The sequence below is a fragment of the Methylobacterium bullatum genome (genome assembly GCF_014845095.1).
Taxonomy (GTDB): Bacteria; Pseudomonadota; Alphaproteobacteria; order Rhizobiales; family Beijerinckiaceae; genus Methylobacterium; species Methylobacterium bullatum.
In genome coordinates, this window is sequence record NZ_NKUG01000066.1 from 1 (window position 1) to 20927 (window position 20927).

General features: G+C 69.3%; 16 protein-coding genes. 8 read left to right on the forward strand and 8 right to left on the reverse strand.

Translation table 11 applies throughout. From position 1 onward, the window contains the following. A partial coding sequence (locus MBTS_RS09680; protein ID WP_147833569.1) for an outer membrane beta-barrel protein occupies positions 1-1247 on the forward strand: 1247 nt, incomplete at its 5' end. Positions 1248-1301: 54 nt separating this feature from the next. Here MBTS_RS09680 and MBTS_RS09685 read toward each other — a convergent pair. From MBTS_RS09685 to MBTS_RS09710, 6 genes are all read right to left on the reverse strand, one after another. Next, positions 1302-1895 carry an AprI/Inh family metalloprotease inhibitor gene (locus tag MBTS_RS09685; protein WP_192215509.1) on the reverse strand — a complete coding sequence of 198 codons (594 nt, stop codon included), beginning with the start codon at positions 1893-1895 and terminating at the stop codon, positions 1302-1304. Between the two features lie 160 nt (positions 1896-2055). Next, positions 2056-3309 carry a cytochrome P450 gene (locus MBTS_RS09690; protein ID WP_147833546.1) on the reverse strand — a complete coding sequence of 418 codons (1254 nt, stop codon included), beginning with the start codon at positions 3307-3309 and terminating at the stop codon, positions 2056-2058. Beyond that, positions 3306-4601, reverse strand: coding sequence for an NAD(P)/FAD-dependent oxidoreductase (locus MBTS_RS09695; protein ID WP_192215510.1), 1296 nt, complete (start codon positions 4599-4601; stop codon positions 3306-3308). Before MBTS_RS09695 ends, MBTS_RS09690 begins: the two co-directional genes overlap by 4 nt. Continuing rightward, positions 4598-4840 carry a ferredoxin gene (locus MBTS_RS09700; RefSeq protein ID WP_018043856.1) on the reverse strand — a complete coding sequence of 81 codons (243 nt, stop codon included), beginning with the start codon at positions 4838-4840 and terminating at the stop codon, positions 4598-4600. The genes MBTS_RS09695 and MBTS_RS09700 overlap by 4 nt, the downstream gene beginning before the upstream one ends. An 80-nt stretch (positions 4841-4920) precedes the next feature. Further along, positions 4921-5433, reverse strand: a complete 513-nt coding sequence (locus MBTS_RS09705; protein WP_192215511.1) for a GNAT family N-acetyltransferase — start codon at positions 5431-5433, stop codon at positions 4921-4923. Beyond that, positions 5430-6257 carry a DUF3750 domain-containing protein gene (locus tag MBTS_RS09710; protein WP_238254166.1) on the reverse strand — a complete coding sequence of 276 codons (828 nt, stop codon included), beginning with the start codon at positions 6255-6257 and terminating at the stop codon, positions 5430-5432. Before MBTS_RS09710 ends, MBTS_RS09705 begins: the two co-directional genes overlap by 4 nt. Before the next feature lie 137 nt (positions 6258-6394). Between MBTS_RS09710 and MBTS_RS09715 the strand changes: the two genes are divergently transcribed. Beyond that, on the forward strand, positions 6395-8554 hold the full coding sequence (locus tag MBTS_RS09715; RefSeq protein WP_373321323.1) for a TonB-dependent receptor: 2160 nt from the start codon (positions 6395-6397) through the stop codon (positions 8552-8554). A gap of 154 nt (positions 8555-8708) precedes the next feature. Further along, positions 8709-8948 (forward strand): hypothetical protein, encoded by a 240-nt coding sequence (locus tag MBTS_RS09720; RefSeq protein ID WP_018043860.1) that lies wholly within the window; start codon positions 8709-8711, stop codon positions 8946-8948. Between the two features lie 157 nt (positions 8949-9105). On the opposite strand, the gene MBTS_RS09725 is transcribed toward MBTS_RS09720, so the two are convergent. Both MBTS_RS09725 and MBTS_RS09730 read right to left on the reverse strand, forming a co-directional pair. After that, positions 9106-9480: a DUF6481 family protein gene (locus tag MBTS_RS09725; protein ID WP_018043861.1), complete on the reverse strand. Its 375-nt coding sequence runs from the start codon at positions 9478-9480 to the stop codon at positions 9106-9108. A 214-nt stretch (positions 9481-9694) separates the two neighbouring features. Beyond that, positions 9695-9904, reverse strand: a complete 210-nt coding sequence (locus MBTS_RS09730) for a cold-shock protein (protein ID WP_018043862.1) — start codon at positions 9902-9904, stop codon at positions 9695-9697. 647 nt (positions 9905-10551) lie between these two features. Here MBTS_RS09730 and MBTS_RS09735 point away from each other — a divergent pair. The 5 genes from MBTS_RS09735 (at position 10552) to MBTS_RS09755 (ending at position 20839) form a co-directional block, all read left to right on the forward strand. After that, entirely contained in the window at positions 10552-12489 is a 1938-nt protein-coding gene (locus MBTS_RS09735; protein ID WP_056142082.1) for an autotransporter assembly complex protein TamA, read from the forward strand. Positions 12490-12668: 179 nt separating this feature from the next. Then, the gene (locus tag MBTS_RS09740; protein WP_192215517.1) at positions 12669-16961 is read left to right on the forward strand and encodes a translocation/assembly module TamB domain-containing protein; all 4293 of its coding nucleotides are present in this window, start codon (positions 12669-12671) and stop codon (positions 16959-16961) included. A gap of 146 nt (positions 16962-17107) precedes the next feature. Then, positions 17108-17764: a DUF47 domain-containing protein gene (locus MBTS_RS09745; RefSeq protein ID WP_056142001.1), complete on the forward strand. Its 657-nt coding sequence runs from the start codon at positions 17108-17110 to the stop codon at positions 17762-17764. Positions 17765-17769: 5 nt separating this feature from the next. Next, positions 17770-18777: an inorganic phosphate transporter gene (locus tag MBTS_RS09750; protein ID WP_192215518.1), complete on the forward strand. Its 1008-nt coding sequence runs from the start codon at positions 17770-17772 to the stop codon at positions 18775-18777. A 385-nt stretch (positions 18778-19162) separates the two neighbouring features. Next, positions 19163-20839, forward strand: a complete 1677-nt coding sequence (locus tag MBTS_RS09755) for a methyl-accepting chemotaxis protein (RefSeq protein ID WP_147832202.1) — start codon at positions 19163-19165, stop codon at positions 20837-20839. Positions 20840-20927 lie beyond the last annotated feature (88 nt).

The window sequence follows — 20927 nt, forward strand, 5'->3', positions numbered from 1 at the left end:
CGCCCGCTCCGCCCCCGGCGCCGTCCCTGACCCTGTTGCCATTGGCCGGAATCGGCACGCCAGGCGCCTTCCTCGGCGCCGCCCTGCGCAGGCCGCTGGTGGTGGACGAGGCCTATGCCCCCCTCGGCATCAAGCTCGGGACCTTCACGTTCCTGCCGGTGTTCCAGCAGAGCGTCGGCTACGACACGAATCCGGACCAGATCACCGCCAACCGCGCCAAGGGGTCGCTCGCCCTGCGCACCGAGGGCGAGCTCGCCTTCCGCAGCGACTGGTCCTCGCATGAACTCGCGGGCGAACTCCGCGGCGGCTATCTCGACTTTCCTGACAACCAGGCCGCCAGCCGGCCCAATGGCGCTGGTACGGTTCGCCTGCGCCTCGACGCCAACCGCAGCACCACCGTCGACGTGGAAACCCGCTTCCTCGTCGAGACACAGCGGCCGGGCTCGCCGGACATCAACGCCACGCTGTCGAACCGCCCGATCGTGGCGAGCTACGGCACGACGATCGGCGTCACCGAGACGTTCAACCGGCTGCAGGTCTCCCTGCGCGGCCTCATCGACCGGTCGGAGTTCGAGAGCGCGACGCTGTCGAACGGTGCGATCCTGAACCAGAGCGACCGCAACCTGAACCAGTACGGGTTGAGGCTGCGCGCCTCCTACGAGATCTCGCCCGTCATCTCGCCCTTCGTCGATGTCCTGGCCGATACCCGCGTCTACGACCTGCGCACCGATTCCAACGGGATCCGCCGGAATTCCGACGGCATCACGGTCACGGGCGGCGCCCGCGTGGCGCTCACCCGCTTCGTCAGCGGCGAGGTCTCGGCGGGTCTCCAGCACCGGACCTATGTCGATCCAGGCCTGAAGGACCTCACCGCCCCGATCGTCAACGCGGCCCTGATCTGGACGGCGAGCCCGCTCACCACCGTGCGGCTCAACGCGGCCACCGGCATCATCGAGACCGCCGTTGCGGGATCGAGCGGCGTGCTGACCAAGGCGGTGACGCTGGAGGTGCAGCACGACCTCCTGCGCAACCTGTCGATCACCCTGGGCGGCGGCTACCTCGCCAGCGACTACGACCGGGTCAACATCACCGAGCGCGGCTTCTCCGCCACCGCCCGGCTCGACTACCGCTTCAACCGCTGGCTCTCCATGCGCGGCAGTTACATCTACCAGCAGATCGACAGCAGCTCCGCCGGGTCGAGTTTCAGCGCCAATACCTGGCTGCTGGGGCTGCGGGTTACGCCCTGAAACTCAGCCCTGGCAAGACTTTATGCGGGTTTTCTCATGCAATGACGTAAGTCCTTACCGCGCCAGGGCGAGCGAGGCGCCGGACTTGGAGAGCGCTCCGTCCAACGCACCCCCACCCTGGCGCAGGCGGGCCGTCACGGTGCCGCCGGGCTGGTAGAGATAGACCTCGCCGTCGCGGTAATCCCAGGCGGTGACCTTCGCCAGATCCTTGTTGGCACAGCCGGAGGCGTTCGCCTTGTAGAGGTCGAGGGCGGGGGCGCTCGACAGGGAGACCTTGCAGGTCGCGCCCGTGGCGTCCTTGGCATTCCAGCTTCCCACCACCGAGGAGCGTCCGCTCGACACGATCGGCGGGGCCGGCGGCGGCACGTAGACCGGTTCGGCGACGACCGGGGCCGGCGCCAGAGCCACGTCCGCACCCACCGGAGGCGGCGCATCAATGGGGGCGGCGCTGGCGCCGGGCGGAGGCGCGAGGGGAGCGGAGGTCACCGGGCCGGCGGGCATGGCCGGGGCGACCGGCTCGAGGGCGGCCTGGGCACCGAGGCCGGCGCGGCTGCCGCGGCTCGGCCCGTCGAGGCGCGACGAGCTGCAGGCCCCGAGGCCTGCGGCGAGGGCGACGAGGGCAACGGTCGACAGGAACTGACGCGGCATCGATCTCTCTTCCCGGCGGGGACTTCGGCAATGAACCGTTGCGTCACCGCCAATTGCGCTGACGGCAAGGCAATGCCGCGGGCCTGACAAGGGAAAGGCGCGTCGCCCCGGCTTTTCGGACACGGTGTGGCGGCAAGGCCGCAATCGTGTCCGAGCGAGGTCAGCGGCGGGGTGCCACTCCGTCGATGGCGAGCCGAAGATGCATGGGGCCGCGCAGGGCCGCGCCCGAGCGATAGGGCGGCGGATCGTCGATGAGGCGCGGATGGACGAGGCGCTGTGCCAGCGCCACAAGGGCCGCCTCGGCCTCGAATCGGGCGAGCGGCGCGCCAGCGCAGTAATGGAGCCCGCCGCCGAAACCGAAATGGCGGATATCGGGTCGATCCGGGTCGAACCGGTCCGGATCGCGGAACACCGCCGGGTCGCGATTGCCGGAGGCGAGGAGGAGCACGATGTCGGCGCCCTCCGGGATGGTGGTGCCGGCTATGTCGATGCTGCTCAACGCCCGCCGCGTCCGGAAATGCACCGGCGGGTCGTAGCGCAGCATCTCCTCGATGAGGCGCGGCGCGAGGTCCGGCTCGCCGGCGAGCCGCGTGAGGATGTGGGGGCGTCGCACCAGAGCCAGCATGCTGTTGGCGATGAGGTTCACGGTGGTCTCATGGCCGGCCACCAGCAGCAGGATGGCGGTGGCGATGAGGTCGACCTCGCCCATCCCCGCTCCACCGTCCTTGCCCGATTCGCCGCTCATGCCGGACAGCATGTCGTCCTGCGGGTGGCGGTGCTTCTCCTTGATGAGGCCGCGCATGTAGGTGGAGATCTCGTCGAAGGTGGTGATGTTCTTCGCCCGTGCCTCCTCATTGCCGAGGTTGTCCGGTTCGAGAGCCGAGGCGAGCTGCGTCGCCCAGCCGTGGAATTGCGGCTCGTCCTCCGGCGGCACGCCCAGCATCTCGCAGATCACCGTGACGGGAAGCGGATAGGCGACGTCGCAGACGAGATCGAAGCTCGTCGCATCGCTCTGCTTGTCCAGGAGATCGGCCACGAGGTCATGCGAGCGTCCGCGCATGGCATGGACCCGCTGATGCGTGAACTGCCCCATCACGGCCATCCGCAGCCGGTCATGGTCCGGCGGATCGCGGAAGATGAACGGGCGATGGGTGTTTGTGACGTGATCCTTGACCGGGTTGACGATCCAGTCCGAGAGCGGATTGCCGGTCCGAGGGCGCTCGCTTGGCGGCAGGGTCTCCGAACTGATCCGCGGATCGTGCAGGAGGCTCGTGATCGCCGCATGGGTCGAGACCACATAGGTGCCGTCGTCCTGGCGCGAGACAGGCGTCTCGCGCAAGCGGGCGTAGAGCGGATAGGGATCGGCCCGATTGGCCTCGTCCTTGACCGCCTCGAACAGGCGTCCGGCCTTCATGACGATGTCCGTTCCTCGGGAAAGCCCGGCTGCAGCACCGCGAGACCGTGCAGGTCGACCCCGACGCGGATCGGTGGGAACGGGGCGCGCGCTGCGATCTGCTCGGCATAGGCGGGGAGCCAGCGCCCTGAATCGAAGGACAATGCGGCGATGCAGCGTCCCTTGGCGCCATAGACGACGACGAAGCGGCCCTCCTTCGGGCTTCCCTGCGCGAAGACCATGGCATCCGCCCCCTCGGTCAGGCCCACCGACTTGATGGTGACGCCGCCCTGGGACGACCAGAAAGCGGGCATCTCGGCATAGGCCGCGCCCGTGGCCGCTCCTGCCAGGAGGCGCCCGGCATGCTCGCCCTGGGCCACCGCGTGGCCCCAATGTTCGAGGGCGACGGGGCGGCCGTCGTAAAGCGGATGGGGGAACCGTGCCACGTCGCCGGCCGCGGCGATGGCCCTGTCGGGGCGTCCCTCCATGTCGAGGACGTAACCGGCCTCGTCGCAGAGGACGCCGCCTGGGCCGTCATCGAGCCCGGAACCGCTCAGCCATTCGGTGTTGCGCACCGCGCCCAACGCCACCACCACGAGGTCGGTTTCCACCTCACTGCCGTCATCGAGAATGGCCCGGACCACCCGGCCCGACGCATCGCCTTCGAGCCGCGCGACCTTGGTCCGGCTGCGCAGGTCGACGCCGAGAGCTCGGTGCAGGGCGGCGACGATCTCGCCCACCGGCTGCCCGAGGATTCTAGCGAGGGGTGCCGGTCCCGGATCGATCAGGGTGACGGTGCGGTCGAGGGCCCGGCAGGAGGCCGCGACCTCGCAGCCGATGAAACCCGCGCCGATGATGAGGACGCGCTTCGGGCCGGCGGCGAGCGCCCGCCGGAGGGCGGCGGCATCGTCGCGCCCGCGCAGGGTATGGACCCCGGCAAGGCCCGCCTCAGTCGGATTCGACCAGGGTCGGGCGCGCGATCCGGTGGCGATGAGGAGCCGGTCGTAGGACAGGGTCGCGCCATCGGCGAGGCGGACCTCGCGCGCCTGCCTGTCGAGGCCTGTGGCGGCGACGCCGAGCCGCCATTCGGCATCCAGAGCATGGAGGTTGGGCAGCGCGGTCGCCTCGGGCGCGATCTCGCCGGTGAGGGCGGCCTTCGAGAGCGGCGGCCGGTCGTAGGGGCGGTGCGGCTCGTCGCCGACGAGGGTGAGGCGTCCGGCAAAGCCCGCCTGGCGCAGGGCCTCGGCACCGCGCAGGCCCGCGAGGGAGGCGCCGACCACCACCGCATGTCCTTCGGCATTCCTGCTCGTCATCGGCCTTGCCGCTCCGGGTCCTCGACGCGGATCGCCTGGACCGGACAGGATACCCGCGCCCGCTCGATGGCGAGACGGTCGGACGCGGAGGGCGCGGGGTCGTAGAACAAAGCTTCGCGCCCATGCAGCACGAAATGCTCCGGCGCCGCGTAGCAGCACTGGGCGTAGGCCTGGCATCGGTTGAGATCGACGGTGACGCGCAGGGGCGAGCCGTTCGGCGGCGGGGAGGGATCGGGCATGGGGCTCGCTGAGGGAAGCACCCGACAAGGTTTCCCGCGTGCCGAGGTTCCGTCGCGAGCGCAAAGGTCGCGCGGGCGCTTTACGACGCGTCGTCGGCCCCGAGCTTCCTGTGCATCACCAGGGCATCGACCAGCCCGAGGCTCGGATGCCGGAACGCCTCGGGCAAGCGGGCGATCCGCGAGAAGCCGAGGCTTTCCCACAGGGCTACCGCGCGGGTGTTGCTGGCGACGACGAAATTGAACTGCATGGCGAGGAAGCCCTGGCGGGTGGCACCCTCGATCGCGTGCCGTCCCATGGCGCGGGCGATGCCGCGACCCACCGCATCGGCATGGGTCATGAACCCGGCATTGGCCACATGGGCTCCGCCGCCCTGCTGGTTCGCCTTCAGCATGTAGGTGCCGAGCACCCTGCCCCCGTCCAGGGCGACGAAGACCTGGTTTGCCGGGGCGAACCAGTAGGCCAGCATGGCCTCGCGCGAGCCGTCGCGGGGTAGCGCATAGGTCTCGCCGGCCCGGATCACCGGCTCGAGGATGGACCAGATCGCATCGGTGTCGCCGGGTTCCGCGGGGCGGATGAGGAGGGGTGTCGTCATGCCGTTCCGATCCTGCCCCAGCCGGGGAGTTTGATCGCGGGGCGGCGCAGGTCGAGCCCCGCGACGAGGCCGAGGAGGTTCAGCTCGATGCCCTCGACCCAGCCGACGGTGAGCCCGGCATAGCCGCTGAAGGTCAGCCGGATGCCGGTGCCGCTCGGCGTCCGCTCGACGATGCGGCCCGGCGGCGCCCAGTCCTTCCCCATGGCCGTCGGCGGCAGGATCGCCTGCGCCTCCGGAAGGCGGGCCAGCACATGGGCGGTGAAGCTGTTCGAGTTCGGCCCGGGCCAGGCCTGATAGGTGCCGAGCGCCCGGTAGGGATAATCGGCCACCGCCGCGCGGATCGACGGGATGGAGCGGGCCGCATCGTCCCCGTCGAGGGCGAGGACGGTCTGCGGATCGTTGCCGAACCAGCGTCCGTCCGCGGCCCAGCCGTCCGTGCGGACCGGCATCCCCCAGCCGACCACGTCGTAGCGGGTGTAGCGGGCGGCGCCGTCAGGCTTCACCACGATCCAGCTGTGATGGGCGAAGATCCCCCGCCAGCGCCCGACCCGCGCCGCATAGACCCGGACGAGTGCCGGGTCCGACGCTTTGGGCGGGCGCAACAGCCCGGCGCTCGACCAGTCGGCCACCGCCCAGTCCGCCGCACCACCGCCCCGCGCCATCCACCACAGGGCATGGCTGCCGAGCGGCAGAAGAAACAGACCGAGCAGGAGGAGGCAGAACACGCGAAAGATCGCGCCGAGGAGGGACAGGGAGATCACGACGGGGATCTTTGCCCGCGCGAGGCCGCGTGCAAGCGCCGCCTTCGTCGCATCCACAATCATCGCTCGCCGCCGACCGTTCCGGCGATGATGCGCATCGGCCACAGTCGGGTTTCAACCGCGACGCGGACCATATCTCCCCTTGCCGCATGAAACGCACTCAGCAATGAAACATTATAACATAGTGATTTCGGGGCGTGATGCGGATGAGACGATCGAGGATCTGGCTGGCCGGGACGATGCTGTCCGGTGCGGGCCTCACATCCGGCGCGATGATCGCCCCCGCCGCGGCCCAGCAGGCCGAGGCGACGCTCTCGGAACTGAGCGTGACCTCCGCGAGCCCGATCCTCCCCGCCCCCGGCCCTTCCGCCGCAGGGGGCTTTCCCACCGGTGTGCTGCCGGTCGTCGGCGACAGCCTCTCGCCCGTCACGGTGGTCACCCGCTCCGAGATTCAGCGCAACCAGCCCCGCACCCTCGGTGACGCCCTCTCCGACCGCCCCGGCATCTCGTCCTCGACCTATGCGCCCGGAGCGGCTTCGCGGCCGATCATTCGCGGCCTCGACAACGCGCGGGTGCGGATCCAGGAGAACGGCATCGTCAATGGCGGCGTGTCCGATCTCGGCGAGGACCATGCGGTGCCGGTCAACCCGCTCACCGCAGACCGGATCGAGGTGATCCGCGGCCCCGCGACCCTGCGCTACGGCTCGGGCGCCATCGGCGGCGTGGTCTCGTCCGAGAACAACCAGGTCCCCACCTTCATCCCGGCCCGGGGCGTCTCCGGCCAGGTCACCACCGGCTATTCCAGCGTCGATAACGGAAGGCTCGGCGCGGCGAGCGTCGATGCCGGGGCCAACGGCATCGCGGTCCATGCCGACGGCTTCAAGACGGCCACCGATTCCTACGCCATTCCCGGCGGCATCCAGCGCAACTCGGCCACCGAGACGCAGGGCGGCTCCATCGGGATCTCGGCCATCGGCGATCGCGGCTTCGTCGGCGTGTCGTTCAGCCACTACGAGGCGATGTACCAGATTCCCGGAGGCGACGCGGAGGAGGCCCGCACACGGCTGACCCCGAACCAGGATCGCGTGCTCGCCCGTGGCGAGTATCGGCCGCTTCAGGGGCCGTTCGAGGTTCTCCGGTTCTGGGCCGGCGGGTCGGTCTACCGCCATGAGGAGATCGGTATCGCGCATGAGGGTTCCGGGGGGGCGAACGGCCTCGAGGGCGTGCAGGCGATCTTCAAGAACCGCGAGGTCGAGGCCCGGTTCGAGGCGCAACACGTGCCGGTCGTCACCGCGCTCGGCACCCTCACCGGCGCGGTCGGTCTGCAGACCGGCCGGCGCGTCCTCAATTCGCAGCTCGAGAGCTTCCTGCCGGCCACGGAATCGCGTTCCCTCGCCACCTACCTGTTCGAGGAACTGGCGGTCGGGGGCGGCCTGCGCTTCCAGGCGGCGGGCCGCATCGGGAACGACCGGCTCAACAGCACCGCCACGCTGTTCCCCGCCGACTACCTGCCCAATGGCACGGATCCGTCGAGCTCCGCGCTGACGCGCCGCTTCGCCCCCAAGAGCCTCAGCTTCGGCGCGCTGCAGGACCTGCCCTACGGGTTCGTGGCGAGCGTCAACGGCTCCTATGTCGAGCGCGCGCCCACCAGCTACGAGCTGTTCTCGCAGGGGCCGCACGATGCCACCGCGACCTTCGAGATCGGTGACCCGACCCTGAAGCTGGAGCGCGCCCGCACGGTGGAGCTCAGCCTGCGCCGGGCCGAAGGCCCACTGCGCCTCGACGCCACCGGATACGTCACGCGCTATACCGGCTTCATCTACCGCCGGGATACCGGCAACCGCTGCGACGACGATTTCGCCTCCTGCGGCAGCGGCGACGAGTTGCGCCAGATCGTCTACTCACAGGCCAACTCGACCTTCTACGGCGCCGAGATCGGCGCGCAGCTCGACATCCTTCCCGTCGGCGACGGCTGGGCCGGGATCGAGGCGCAGTACGATTTCGTGCGGGCGCAGTTCGACGACGGTTCCTACGTTCCGCGCATCCCCCCCCATCGCCTGGGTGGCGGTGCTTTTCTGCGGGCGAATGGCTGGTTCGGCCGCGTGAACCTGCTCCACGCCTTCGACCATACCGAGATCGCGCCGTTCGAGACACTGACGCGGGGTTGGAACGATCTGCGCGCCGAGCTGGCGTATACGCAGTCCCTCGATCCGGTGATCTACGGTGCCAGCGAGGTGACGGTGGGGCTCCAGGGTCGCAACCTCCTGGATGACGACATCCGCAACTCGGCCTCGTTCAAGAAGGATGAAATCCTGCTGCCCGGCCGCAACGTCCGGCTGTTCCTAACGGCCCGGTTCTGAAGCCGGTCCCGGTCCCGTCAGGGGACCGGAACGGTCCGGCGCCGGACCGTCGCTCGCCGTGTCGGACAGTTAACTGCCCGCTCGGCGGCAAACCGTGCTAGAACACGGCCAACCCCGCACGAACCCGTGCCCTGGGCAACTCCATGAGGCCCAAGTGGCGAATGCGTTCAAGAGTGGTGCGTCTCAGTCGCGTACCACCAACGATTTCAACGAGCGGGCCAAGCAGCTCTCCGAGCGTCTCGGCGCCATCGAGAAGCCCGCGCAGATGAAGCGCGGCAACGCTCCGCGTCGTTCGTTCAAGGCCGGGCCCCGCCCCGAGGCGGATACGGAGCCCAAGGGCGAAGTCGAGACGACGTCCGAGAAGGACGAGGGCGAAGCCGAGAACGAGGCCTGACACAGGCGCTCTCGCTCGACTTCGGCGTGAGCCTCGGCGACGACGCGAAAGGGCCCGGATAGAAGCACCGGATACGAGATCCGGTACCACCATCCGAGCCCTTGGCGGTCATCGAGACGACGAGGCCTCCCTTACGAGGGATGGCCTATCCAGGCCTTCAGCGACGGGCCTTGGCCTTGCGAGCGGCATAGCGCGCATCGCGCTGGGCCTTCTTCTCGGCCAGGTCGATCGCCTTGCGCTCGGCTGCGAGACGAGTCTCTTCCTCTTCGCGGGCGATCTGGGCGGCGAGCTCCGCCTCTTCGCGAGCGCGCTTCTCCTCGGCAGCCTTCTTTTCGGCGGCGATGCGGGCGGCTTCGCGTTCGCGAGCCCTCTCGTCCCGGGCACGGGCGATTGCGGCGCGGGCCTGGGCCTTGGCAATCATTTCCGGGTCATCCGCCGGGGGACGGGCCTTGAATTTTTCCAGCAGCATCTGCTTGGCGCTGGCGGAGTTCTTACGGCGGTCGTCGAAATTCCTGTAGTCGAAGGCGCTCATCTGACCTTTCTCGGGTGGTGCGTCTCGGCCCGTTCCGCGAGCGGAAGCGCGCGGCGCTGAGCCTTGCTGTGAATCATCGAAGGACGGAATCGAATCGGATAGCCCAATGACTCACGATTCGGCCGGAATCAACTGAAGCCGCCCATGGCAGGGCGGCTTCTTATGCATGTGTTGAACAAAGGCCTCACCGGGAGTGCCCTCGTTCGTCCAGACCTCAGGCGGCCTGGAGGTTGCCGGCGGATTGCTTGCCGGTGCGGCGGTCGTTCTCGATCTCGTAGGACAGCTTCTGCCCCTCGATGAGGTTGCGCATGCCGGCGCGTTCCACGGCCGAGATATGGACGAACACGTCCTTGCCGCCGTCATCCGGTTGAATGAAGCCGTAGCCCTTGGTCTCGTTGAACCATTTCACGGTGCCCGTGCTCATGGATATGTCCTTCTCGCCGTCGGGAGGAACGCGATTGCAGGGGTCGCGCCCTCGTCTCGAATAAAGTGTGGAGGGGCCTCTCGGGCCGCGGTTACGCTACGCGCGGCCGACAGGGCGCAGGGTCTCGGAGATGCGATGGGATCGAAGCGACGGCCCGCGGCAGTTCTGCAGCGACTGCTGGGCGTGCGACCCGGAATGAACCGGCAGGGGATCGTTGAAGACAAGGTCCGATAGGTGAAAGTTAGGGTGCCTGCGATTCTCAGACAAGGCTCCCGGCCGTTCCGGGTTCCCGACATGGCCTGCGATTTCCATCGCGAAAGCGAGCCGACTGAATGACGGACGGGTTCTGCGGCGCGGACATGACGGGGCCCGGCTGCGGCACTGCCTGTGGTTGCCCTCGCCGGGGGCGACGGCTAGGCTTGCCACTCTGCGACATGGGGCGAGGAACGACCTTAACGACCCGGTGAGGGGTCGTCACGGAAGGTTGACCGGCATCGAAGCGGAGGCGGGATGACGGAATCGAAGGTGGGCGGACGAACCGTCGGGGTTGCGCCGTGGCGGATCACGAGGGCGGGTCGCGCTTCGTGATGTCGGGCATGCAGAATTCCAAAGGCAGGGGTTTGAGACACGGTTGCGCGGGCGTGGCCATGGCCGTCCTCGGCGGCGTGTCGATGGCCGCCCTCGCCTCCTCCCCGGCCGTCGCCTTCGACCTGTTCGGCCTGTTCGGCTCCGAGGAGGAGCCGCCGGCGCCGAGCCGCGAGACGCTGCCCTATTCGGTGAAATTCCAGGGGCTCGAGGACGACGACGTTCTACAGGCCCTGCAGGACACCTCCACGCTCTATCGCCTGCGCCAGGACGCGCCGCCCGATGGCGAGGGCATCGTGCGGCGGGCGGAGGCGGACCTTCGCCGCCTGTCCGACGTGCTCTCCGGCTACGGTTACTACCAGGGCAAGGTCGCCATCCGCATCGACGAGGTCGAATTGTCCGGCGAGGCCTCGGTGGCGGCTGCGGCGCGGGCCGCCGAGGGCGGCCGGAACCGGGCCTTGGTGCCCGTGAAGATCGTCGTCGATGCCGGTCCGCTCTACAAGCTCCGCACGGTGGCGGCCTCCGATCCGCGCGGCAACGATTTCCCGTCCGAGGTGCTGCCCGAGCGTTTCGTCCGGGTGGGCGACGACGTCCCCGCCCGCTCGGCCACCGTGCTGGCCCGCGAGGCGAAGATCGTCGATCGCTTCCGCGCCCTGGGCCATCCCTTCGCCAAGGCGGTCTCGCGCGATCCGGTGGTGGATGACGCCGCCCATGTCATGGACGTCCGCTTCACCATCGATCCCGGCCCCATAGCGGGGCTGGGCGAGGTCGCCGTGCGCGGCACCACCGGCATCGACCCGGCGGTGGTGCGCTCCTTCATCTACAGCGAGCCGGGCGACCCCTATTCGCCCAAGGCCGTGGCCGACATCCGCCGGTCCGTCGCCAAGGTCGAGGCCTTGGGCTCGGTCCGGGTGCGCGAGGGCGAGGCGCTCGACGCGCAGGGCAACCTGCCGATCTTCGTCGACGTGACCGAGCGCGACCGCAACCTGATCGGGGTCGCGGCCCGCTTCTCCACGGTCGATGGCCCGGGCATCCGTGCCTATTACGCCAACCGCAACCTGTTCGGCGGCGGCGAGACCCTGCGGCTCGACGCCGACATCTACTATCTCGGCAACGACCTCTACGCTGCGCAGCGCAAGGCCGCCGGGATCGATTCGAACGGCTTGGGCGGCCGGATCTCCGCGACCTTCGTCAAGCCGGCCCTGTGGGGCACGCGCAACGATCTCGTGGCCAATGTCTTTGCGGGCCGCGAGGCCCAGCAATCCTACGTCTCGGACGCGGCCGGCGGCACGATCGGCATCCGGCACCGGTTCTCCGACACGTTCTACGCGCAGATCGGCATCGACGGTCAGGCCGGCCGCTCGCAGGACGCGCTCGGCAAGGTCGATTACCGCCTCGTCGGCGTGCCGCTGTCGGTGGCCTACGACTCCACCGACAACCTGCTCGACCCGACGCAGGGGTTCCGGGCCACCGCCTCGGTGACCCCCTATGCCGGGTTCCTCGGCTCGGATCCGTCGATCTTCGTCGCCAAGGCGCAGGGCTCGACCTACTACGCCATCGACGACGAGGCCCGCTACATCCTCGCCGGCCGCATCGGCTTCGGTTCGATCTCGGGCGCGAGCCTCGAGGACATCCCGGCCAATATCCGCTTCTTCGCCGGCGGCGGCGGCTCGGTGCGCGGCTTCCCCTACCGCACGCTGGGCCCGCGCGGGCCGTTCAACCTGCCGGTAGGCGGGCGCAGCCTCCTCGAAGCGTCGGTGGAGGCGCGGGTCAAGATCACCGACACGATCGGGATCGTGCCGTTCTTCGACGCCGGCACCGCCTTCGAGGGCAGCCTGCCGGATTTCGAGGAGCGCATCCGCTACGCCGCGGGCCTCGGCCTCCGCTACTATACCGGCATCGGCCCGATCCGCGTCGACGTGGCGTTCCCCCTCGACCGCATCAAGGGGAACCGCGAGCGTCCCGTGGCCCTGTACATCAGCCTGGGGCAGTCGTTCTGATGGAATTTTTCGGACGGGTTTCCGGTCGGTGCGCATCGACCCTCCCCCCTCTGCGGGGGAGGGTGTCTGCGGAGCAGGCGGGAGAGGGGACGACCTCTCCGAATGCGGCGCTCCCCTTTCCCGACCCGCTTCGCGGGCCACCCTCCCCCGCAAAGGGGGGAGGGAGAACGCGCGTCATCGTGGCCGTCATCGGCCTGACCGTCTGCATCGCCGTTCCCGCCACCCACACCCGTGCCGACGACGGCGAGAAGACCGTGCTCGGCGGGCTCCTGTCGAAGGCTTTGTCCACGCCGGGCTCCCAGGTGTCCATCGGTGCCGTGGACGGGGCGCTGTCTTCCAACGCCACGATCCGCGACGTGGTGATCAGCGATCGCAACGGCGCCTGGCTGAAGCTCGACAAGGCGCGCCTGGTCTGGAGCCGCCTCGCCCTCCTCTCGGGTCGCCTGCAGGTGGACAGCCTGGAGATCGGCCGCCTCGAAGTGCTGCGCCGTCCCCTCCCCGCCCCGGTCTCGGCGACGCCGGAACCCGATGGCTCGCTGCTGCCCGAATTGCCCGTGAAGGTGGAGATCACCGCCTTCAAGCTCGCCGAACTCGTCCTCGGCGAGACCGTCTCCGGTCAGCCGGCGCGCCTGTCCGCCGAGGGGAAGGCCAAGCTCGGCGCCCCGTCCGAAGGGCTCGACCTCGACCTGTCCGTGCGCCGCCTCGACGCCACCGGGCAGTTCGTCGCCCGCCTGCTCTTCGTGCCCAAGGGCGAGAAGCTCGAGGTGAAGACCACCCTGGTGGAGGCCGCCGGTGGCCTCCTCTCCAAATTCGCCAATCTCCCCGGCGAGCCGCCGATCAACCTCGATCTCGACGGACGCGGCACCCTCGATGCCTGGAACGCCCGGCTCGATTTCGATGCCGGCCCCGATCTCGGCGCCAAGGGCACGGCCCGCATCGCCCGCGCCGGCGCCGACCGCTCCCTCACCCTCGACCTCTCCTCGCGGATCGAGGGCCTCCTGCCCGGCCCGGCGGCGGCGATCTTCTCCGGCACCACCAAGCTCGACGGCGCCCTGCGCTTTGCCGATAACGGCGCGTTCGGCATCGACCGCCTCGCCCTCGCCTCCCGCACCGCCCGCCTCGACGCGTCGGGCGGCCTCACGCCCGACCGGGTCGCCGACTTCACGATCTCCGCCCGCGCCGTCCCCACCGAGGGCAGCGTCACCAAGGCGGCCAATGCCGAACTCGACACCCTCGTCTTCGACGGGACGGTGAAGGGGCCGATCGCGCGGCCACGGGTGAATGGCGACCTCAAGGCGGCGGGCCTGCGCGCGGACGGCAACGTCCTCGAACGGATCGCCGCCAGCCTCGCCATGGAACCCACGGGCGGCGATCCCAGCGCCACCCGCTTCGCGCTCCGTGCGGATGCCAATGTGGAGGGGTTGAAGCTCGCCGACCCGGCCCTGCGCCGGGCGGTCGGATCGCGCGGTGCCTTCACCTTCCGGGGCACGCTCCAGCCCGACGGCGTGGTCGATGTGGCGGCGTTCGATCTCGACGCGCCCACCGCCACGCTCTCCTATGCCGGCCGCGTCGGCCAGAACACGCTCACCGGCACGCTGAAGGCGGGGCTCGCCGACCTCTCCGCCTTCTCCGATGTCGCCGACCGGACTCTGGCCGGCAGCGTCGCCGTGAAGGCGAATTTGAGCGGGGACCCCGCCCGCAAGGCAGTGACCGCCGATGTGGACGCGACGACAAAGGGACTCGTCCTCGGCCTGCCGGCCCTCGACCGGCTCCTGGGCCGCGAGCCGCATTTCTCGGGCAGGCTCTCGCAGGTCTTCGACGGCTACAGTTTCGACGGCGTGAAGCTCGACGGCGCCGAAATGGTGGCCCGGCTGGAGGGCAAGGCCACGGCACGCCTCGCCGACGCCAAGCTCCTGGTGGACGTGAAGACCCTCTCGGCCGTCGATCCGCGCCTTGCCGGCCGCGCCCTCCTCGACGGGCGGCTCTCCGGAACCCTGGAGAAGCCGGACCTCACCGCCACCCTCACCGCCGCGGACGGACGGGCGCTCGGCCGCCCGATCCGGGACGTGCGCGTGGCCGCGACGCTCAAAGACCTCACCGGGGCGCTCGACGGAACGATGGCGCTGGGCGGCGAGATCGGCGGCAAGACCCTGCGCGGGGACGTGCATCTCGCCCGCACGGGTGCGGATTGGTCCCTCGACCGGCTCGCGGTGAATCTCGGCTCGGCCACCCTCGCCGGCAAGGCGGCCGTCGATGCGGCGACCCTCCTGACTCAGGGCAGCGTCACGCTCTCGGCCGCCAATCTCGACGACCTGTCGCCGCTCGCCCTCACGCCGCTGGCCGGAAGCCTCGACGCGACCGTCGCCCTCTCGCGCGAGGGAGGACGCCAGGACGCGTCGGTGAAGGCGAAGGGCGCCTCCCTGCGCTCGGGCGAGATCGGCCTCGCGCAGCTCGACGCCGATCTCACCGGCCGCGATCTCCTCGCCCATCCCGTGGTGGACGGGCGGGTCAATGCCGACCGGGTCATCGCCGCCGGCGAGTCTATCGACACCGTGCGCCTCCTGGCCGTGGGGTCGCCCAATGCCAGCGACATCACCCTCACCGCCAAGGCGCGTGGGTTCGATCTCGACGGTGCCGCCCGGCTGGTTCCGGCCGAGGCCACGCGGATCGAGCTGTCGCGCTTTTCCGCGTCACGCGGCAAGGACCGCCTGGCCCTGGCCGGTCCCGCCACGATCACCCTCGACAAGGGCTCGGCCGTCATCGACGGTCTCGTCATCGCCGCCGGTACCGGGCGGGTCAGCCTCGCCGGACGGGCCGGATCGAATGTCGACCTGAAGCTCGGTATCCGGGCGCTGCCCCTGGCGCTTGCCCGTATCGCCTCACCGAGCCTCGCCCTCACCGGCACCCTCGACGGGGACGCCGATATCCGCGGCACGGCCTCACGGCCGGAAGGGCGCTATGCCCTGTCGGTGGCGAAGGTCGTGACGCCGGAGACGCGCAAGGCCGGCCTGCCGCCCATCGACGCCAAGGCGAGCGGCACCCTGAGCGACGGCCGCGCCGGGATCGAGGGCCGGGTCTCGGCCGGTCGCGGGGCCGAACTGACGCTTGCCGGCTTCCTGCCCGTCTCGGCGGGCGGACCCATCGCCCTGAAACTGCGCGGCACCTTCGACGCGGCCATGGCCAACAGCCTGCTCAGCGTCGGCGGCCAGCGGGTCGCCGGCCGGATCGCCCTCGACGGGGGCGTGTCGGGCACCCTCGACGCGCCCCGTGCCGAGGGTGCCGCCACCCTCTCCGGCGGCAGCTTCACCGATCCGCTCCAGGGCATCGCCCTCAAGCAGATCGAGGGCCGCGTCACCGGGCGCGGCGATACCCTCGTGGTGGAGCGCCTCACCGCGCAGACCCGGAACGGCGGCGGCCTCCAGGCCAGCGGCCGCGTGGCCCTGGACCCGAATGGCGGGTTCCCCGGCACGTTCAAGATCACCGCCGAGCGGGCCGAGCTCGTCTCCAGCCCCATCGTCACCGCCACCGCGAGTCTCAACCTCGCCTTGAGCGGTCCTCTGGCGCGGACGCCGAAAGTGTCGGGGCGGGTCGACCTCGTCTCCGTCGACGTGACCGTCCCCGATCGCCTGCCCGCCACGGTGCAGCCCCTGCCCGGCGTGCGCCGGGTCAATACGCCCGCGGACGTGCGGGCGCGCGTCGATGCGAAAGCCGACCGCAAGGCGAAGGTCGCGGCTCTGGGCAAGCGCAGGAAGGCGCCTCCACCCTTCGACGCGACGCTGGACGTGGCCGTCCATGCGCCGAACCGCATCTTCGTGCGCGGGCGCGGCATCGACGCGGAACTCGGCGGCGACCTGCGCCTCACCGGTACCTCACGCGACCCGGTGGCGGTGGGTGATTTCGCCATGCGCCGCGGCCGTCTCAGCATCATCGGCCAGCGCCTCGACTTCACCCGTGGCCGCCTCGCCTTCAACGGCGAACTCGCGATCCCCGATCTCGACTTCCAGGCCGAGACCAAGGCCGCCGAGGTCACCGCCCGCGTCGCCGTGACCGGCCCGGCCAACCAGCCCGACTTCGTCCTCACCTCCGACCCGTCCCTGCCGCAGGACGAGGTGCTGTCACGGCTGCTGTTCAAGAAGGCGGCCGGGGGGCTGTCGCCGTTCCAGGCGTTGCAGCTCGCCCAGGCGGTGTCGCAGCTCTCCGGCGGTGCCGGCGGCCCGGACGTGTTCGAACAGGCCCGCAAGGGCCTCGGCCTCGACAGCCTCGACGTCTCCACCGGCGCCAGCGGCGGGCCGGCCCTGGGGGCCTCGCGCTACCTCAGCGACCGTCTCAGTGTCGGCGTGAAGGCGGGCGCCAAGCCGCAGGATACCGCCGCCACCGTGGATTACGACGTGACCCGCCGCATCAAGATCCAGGGCGAGGCCGGCAGTGACGGCCGCACCGCCGTGGGGGTGGGCGCAGAATGGGAATATTGACGGCGTCGGAGCGAATGACCGGCACCGGAGCGGTCCCGAAGACGTTACCGACCGGCAGAACTCTCACGGCCACGGCGGCACGACGGCTGACATAGCCTGCCGTGCCGAGCGGAGAGTGCTCGCCACATCGGGAAGGGGCACGCCGAATGATGGGCTGGTTTCGGGCCTTGATGCCGCGGGAGGATCGCTTCTTTGACCTGTTCGAGCGCCATTCCCAGACCCTCGTCGCGGGTGCGGAGGCGCTCCAGGGCGTCCTGAAGGGCGGCGACGGCGTGCCGGACTACTGCCAGGTGATCGTCGACCGTGAGCATGAGGCCGACGCGATCACCGCTGAGGTCCTGCTCGCGGTCCGGCGCAGCTTCATCACCCCGTTCGACCGCGGCGACATCAAGGACCTGATCCAGTCGATGGACGACGCCATCGACCAGATGAACAAGACCGTGAAGACCATCGCCCTCTACGAGATCCGCTCCTTCGAGCCTCTCATGCGCGAGATGGGCGATACCGTGCTCGAGGCGGCGCGTCTCACGGCCGAGACGATCCCCCTGCTCAACGCCGTCGGCACCCATGCGGGACGCATCAACACCCTCACCGAGCGCATCACCCGCGTCGAGGGCCGCTCGGACGAGTTGCAGGAGCGTGGCCTCAAGGCCCTCTACCGCGCCCATCGCAAGGATGGTGGCGACGGCGACACCATGGCCTACATCATCGGCGCCGAGATCTACGGGCACCTGGAGGATGTGGTCGACCGGTTCGAGGACGTCGCCAACGAGATCAGCGGCATCGTGATCGAGAACGTGTGACGGGCATGGACGCCGCCTCCCTCGCGCTGCCGGCGCTGGCCGGCCTCATCGCCGTTGCCCTCTTCTTCGACTTCCTCAACGGCCTGCACGACGCGGCCAATTCCATCGCCACCATCGTCTCGACCCGGGTGCTGCGCCCGCAATACGCGGTGCTCTGGGCGGCGTTCTTCAACTTCATCGCGTTTCTGTTCTTCGGCCTTCACGTGGCGCAGACCCTGGGGACCGGGATCGTCGATGCCGGGATCGTCGATCCGCGCGTCATCCTGAGCGCGCTGGTCGGCGCCATCGTCTGGAACATCGCCACCTGGGTGCTCGGCATCCCGTCGAGTTCTTCGCACGCCCTGGTCGGTGGCCTCGTCGGGGCGGGCGTCACCAAGGCGGGGCTCGACGTCGTGGTCTGGTCCGGCCTGTCGAAGACGATCGCCGCCATCGTGCTCTCGCCGCTCGTCGGATTCCTGCTCGCCCTCCTCCTCGTACTGATCGTGTCCTGGACCTGCCGGCGCGCCACGCCGTTCGGGGTTGACCGGAGCTTCCGCCTCCTGCAATTCGTCTCGGCCTCGCTCTATTCCCTCGGCCATGGCGGCAACGACGCCCAGAAGACCATGGGGATCATCGCGGTGCTGCTCTACTCGCAGGGGCATCTGGGGAGCAGCTTCCACGTGCCGCTCTGGGTGGTCCTGGCATGCCAATCGGCGATGGCGCTCGGAACCCTTCTCGGCGGCTGGCGCATCGTCCATACGATGGGCTCGAAGATCACCCGCCTCAACCCGATGCAGGGCTTCTGCGCCGAGACGGGTGGCGCCATCACCCTGTTCCTGGCAACCTGGCTCGGTATCCCGGTCTCGACCACGCACACCATCACCGGCGCCATCGTCGGCGTGGGCGCGGCCCGCCGGACCTCGGCGGTGCGTTGGGGCATCGCCGGCAACATCGTCGTCGCCTGGGTCCTGACCCTGCCCGCCGCGGCCCTCATCGCGGCATGCTGCTACGTCCTGACGGGCTGGCTCGCCTGAACGATCTCGCCCGGCGCGCCTGGAGCCCTGACGCCGCGAACCTCCGCGCGAGACCTCTGTGCGCGTGGTCGGGGGAGATCAGGCACGACTCACGCTACAGCTGCTGCACGGGGATTGGCGGCAAGTCGTGATGCTCATGGATACTGAAACAGTTTCGCGGTAACGTTTTCGTGAGTTTGGCGTGACAATGCATGGCTTGTCGTTATTCAAGTTATCGAGGGGAATTCGAGTTTTTATTTAGGTGTCTTGGAATACGCGACCGTTCAGGGAAGATAAATATAAATCACTTTCAAGACGAATTATATTGCACGCAAGTAGTCATGGAATATTAAATAAGATTCTCTATCCGGTTGATATTGCCGTATCGTTTGGGGGGGTATAAGTCATGCGTTTGTCGGTCAAGACCATGCTGATCGGTCTGTTCAGCATCGTCGTTTCGATTTCGGCCGCGCAGGGCTTGGTGGCCCTATACAAGCTCCAAGACATCGGCACGAAGATCGACGTGCTGGTCGACAATGCCGTGCCGTCGGTGACTCAGGCCGACAAGATCAACCGGCTGGTGCTCCGTGTCCGCACGACACAGCTGCGCTACCTGACCGCTCCCAACAGTACGGTCGAACAGGCCGATCTCAAGCTCGCGAATGAGCTGATGCTGGAGCGCAACAAATCGGTTGAAGACTACAAGCCCCTGATCACCGGAGCGGATGAGAAGGCCGCCTACGACGATCTCACTGCCAGGATGGAGATTCTGAAGGCCGATTGGAGGAAGCTCCGTTCCATGCGCGAGACCGACAGGGACCAGGCGCTGAGCTTCTTCCGCGAAGGCAACCACGCGAATTATCGGGCGGTCGCCGACGCGGCCACCCGTCTGGTGGAGATCAATGTGGCGGCCGCCAACGCCGCCGGAGAGGCGGCGCGCAGCCAGCAGGCCGAAGCGATCCGGATCTCGGCCATCATGCTCACGGTCTGCCTCGTGATGGCGGTCTCGGCCATGATCTTCTCGTTCCTCGGCGTGGCCCGCCCGATCGAGCGCATGACCCAGGCCATGCGTCACATCGCCGGCGGTGACGAGACGACCGCCGTGCCCTCCATGGGCCGCCGCGACGAGATCGGCGAGATGGCCCAGGCGGTGGAAGTGTTCCGGACCAACCTGATTCGCACGCGTCAGCTCGAAGAGGACACGGTCCTCGCTCGGGCTTCCGCCGAGGAGCAGCGCCGGGCGGGCATGCGCAAGATGGCCGAGGATTTCGAGACGGCCGTCGGCGGCATCATCGGCATGGTTTCCTCTTCGGCCACCGAGCTTCAGGCCACGGCGCAGGCCATGACGGTGACGGCGACGCAGACCGCGTCGCAATCCACCACCGTCGCCGCCGCCGCCGAGGAAGCCGCCGTCAACGTCAACACGGTGGCCGCCGCCGCCGAGGAACTCGGCACATCGGTGCAGGAGATCGGTCGGCAGGTTTCGAGCTCCGCCACTCTCGCGCAATCCGCCGTCTCCGAGGCCGACACCACGGCGGTGCTCGTGCAGGAACTCAGCGGCGCCGTCAGCCGGATCGGTGACGTGGTGAGCCTGATCTCGACCATCGCCAGCCAGACCAACCTGCTGGCCCTCAACGCCACCATCGAGGCCGCCCGCGCCGGCGAGGCGGGCCGGGGCTTCGCGGTGGTCGCCGCCGAGGTGAAGGAACTGGCCAACCAGACGGCCCGCGCCACGGAGGAGATCTCCCAGCAGATCGGCTACATCCAGGGCGCCACCGGCCAAGCGGTCTCGGCCATCGGTTCGATCACGACGCGGATCCGCGACATCAATGCCGTGGCGACTGCCATCGCGGCGGCGGTCGAGCAGCAGAGCGCGGCGACCCAGGAGATCGTGCGCAACGTCTCGCAGGCCTCGGCCGGTACCAACGAGGTGACGAGCAACATCGCCGGCGTGGCCAGTGCTGCCGAAGAGACCGGAGCCGCCGCGAGCCAGGTGCTCGGCGCCGCTGGCGAACTGTCCCAGCAATCCGAACATCTCACCGGAGAAGTGCACCGCTTCCTCGCCACGGTGCGGGCCGCCTGACCCGACTCCACCGCGCGGACCTGCAAACGGGTCGGGCTCGCGGGAGCCCGGCCCGTTCTCATGTCGACCGACCGGGTTCACCCCCGGA

Coding starts and splice junctions, on each gene's coding strand:
- MBTS_RS09685 (WP_192215509.1), bottom strand. CDS start 1,895: ATGCCGCGTCAGTTCCTGTCGACCGTTGCCCTCGTCGCCCTCGCCGCA.
- MBTS_RS09715 (WP_373321323.1), top strand. CDS start 6,395: ATGCGGATGAGACGATCGAGGATCTGGCTGGCCGGGACGATGCTGTCC.
- MBTS_RS09695 (WP_192215510.1), bottom strand. CDS start 4,601: ATGACGAGCAGGAATGCCGAAGGACATGCGGTGGTGGTCGGCGCCTCC.
- MBTS_RS09750 (WP_192215518.1), top strand. CDS start 17,770: ATGGACGCCGCCTCCCTCGCGCTGCCGGCGCTGGCCGGCCTCATCGCC.
- MBTS_RS09755 (WP_147832202.1), top strand. CDS start 19,163: ATGCGTTTGTCGGTCAAGACCATGCTGATCGGTCTGTTCAGCATCGTC.
- MBTS_RS09710 (WP_238254166.1), bottom strand. CDS start 6,257: ATGATTGTGGATGCGACGAAGGCGGCGCTTGCACGCGGCCTCGCGCGG.
- MBTS_RS09735 (WP_056142082.1), top strand. CDS start 10,552: ATGGCCGTCCTCGGCGGCGTGTCGATGGCCGCCCTCGCCTCCTCCCCG.
- MBTS_RS09700 (WP_018043856.1), bottom strand. CDS start 4,840: ATGCCCGATCCCTCCCCGCCGCCGAACGGCTCGCCCCTGCGCGTCACC.
- MBTS_RS09705 (WP_192215511.1), bottom strand. CDS start 5,433: ATGACGACACCCCTCCTCATCCGCCCCGCGGAACCCGGCGACACCGAT.
- MBTS_RS09745 (WP_056142001.1), top strand. CDS start 17,108: ATGATGGGCTGGTTTCGGGCCTTGATGCCGCGGGAGGATCGCTTCTTT.
- MBTS_RS09730 (WP_018043862.1), bottom strand. CDS start 9,904: ATGAGCACGGGCACCGTGAAATGGTTCAACGAGACCAAGGGCTACGGC.
- MBTS_RS09690 (WP_147833546.1), bottom strand. CDS start 3,309: ATGAAGGCCGGACGCCTGTTCGAGGCGGTCAAGGACGAGGCCAATCGG.
- MBTS_RS09725 (WP_018043861.1), bottom strand. CDS start 9,480: ATGAGCGCCTTCGACTACAGGAATTTCGACGACCGCCGTAAGAACTCC.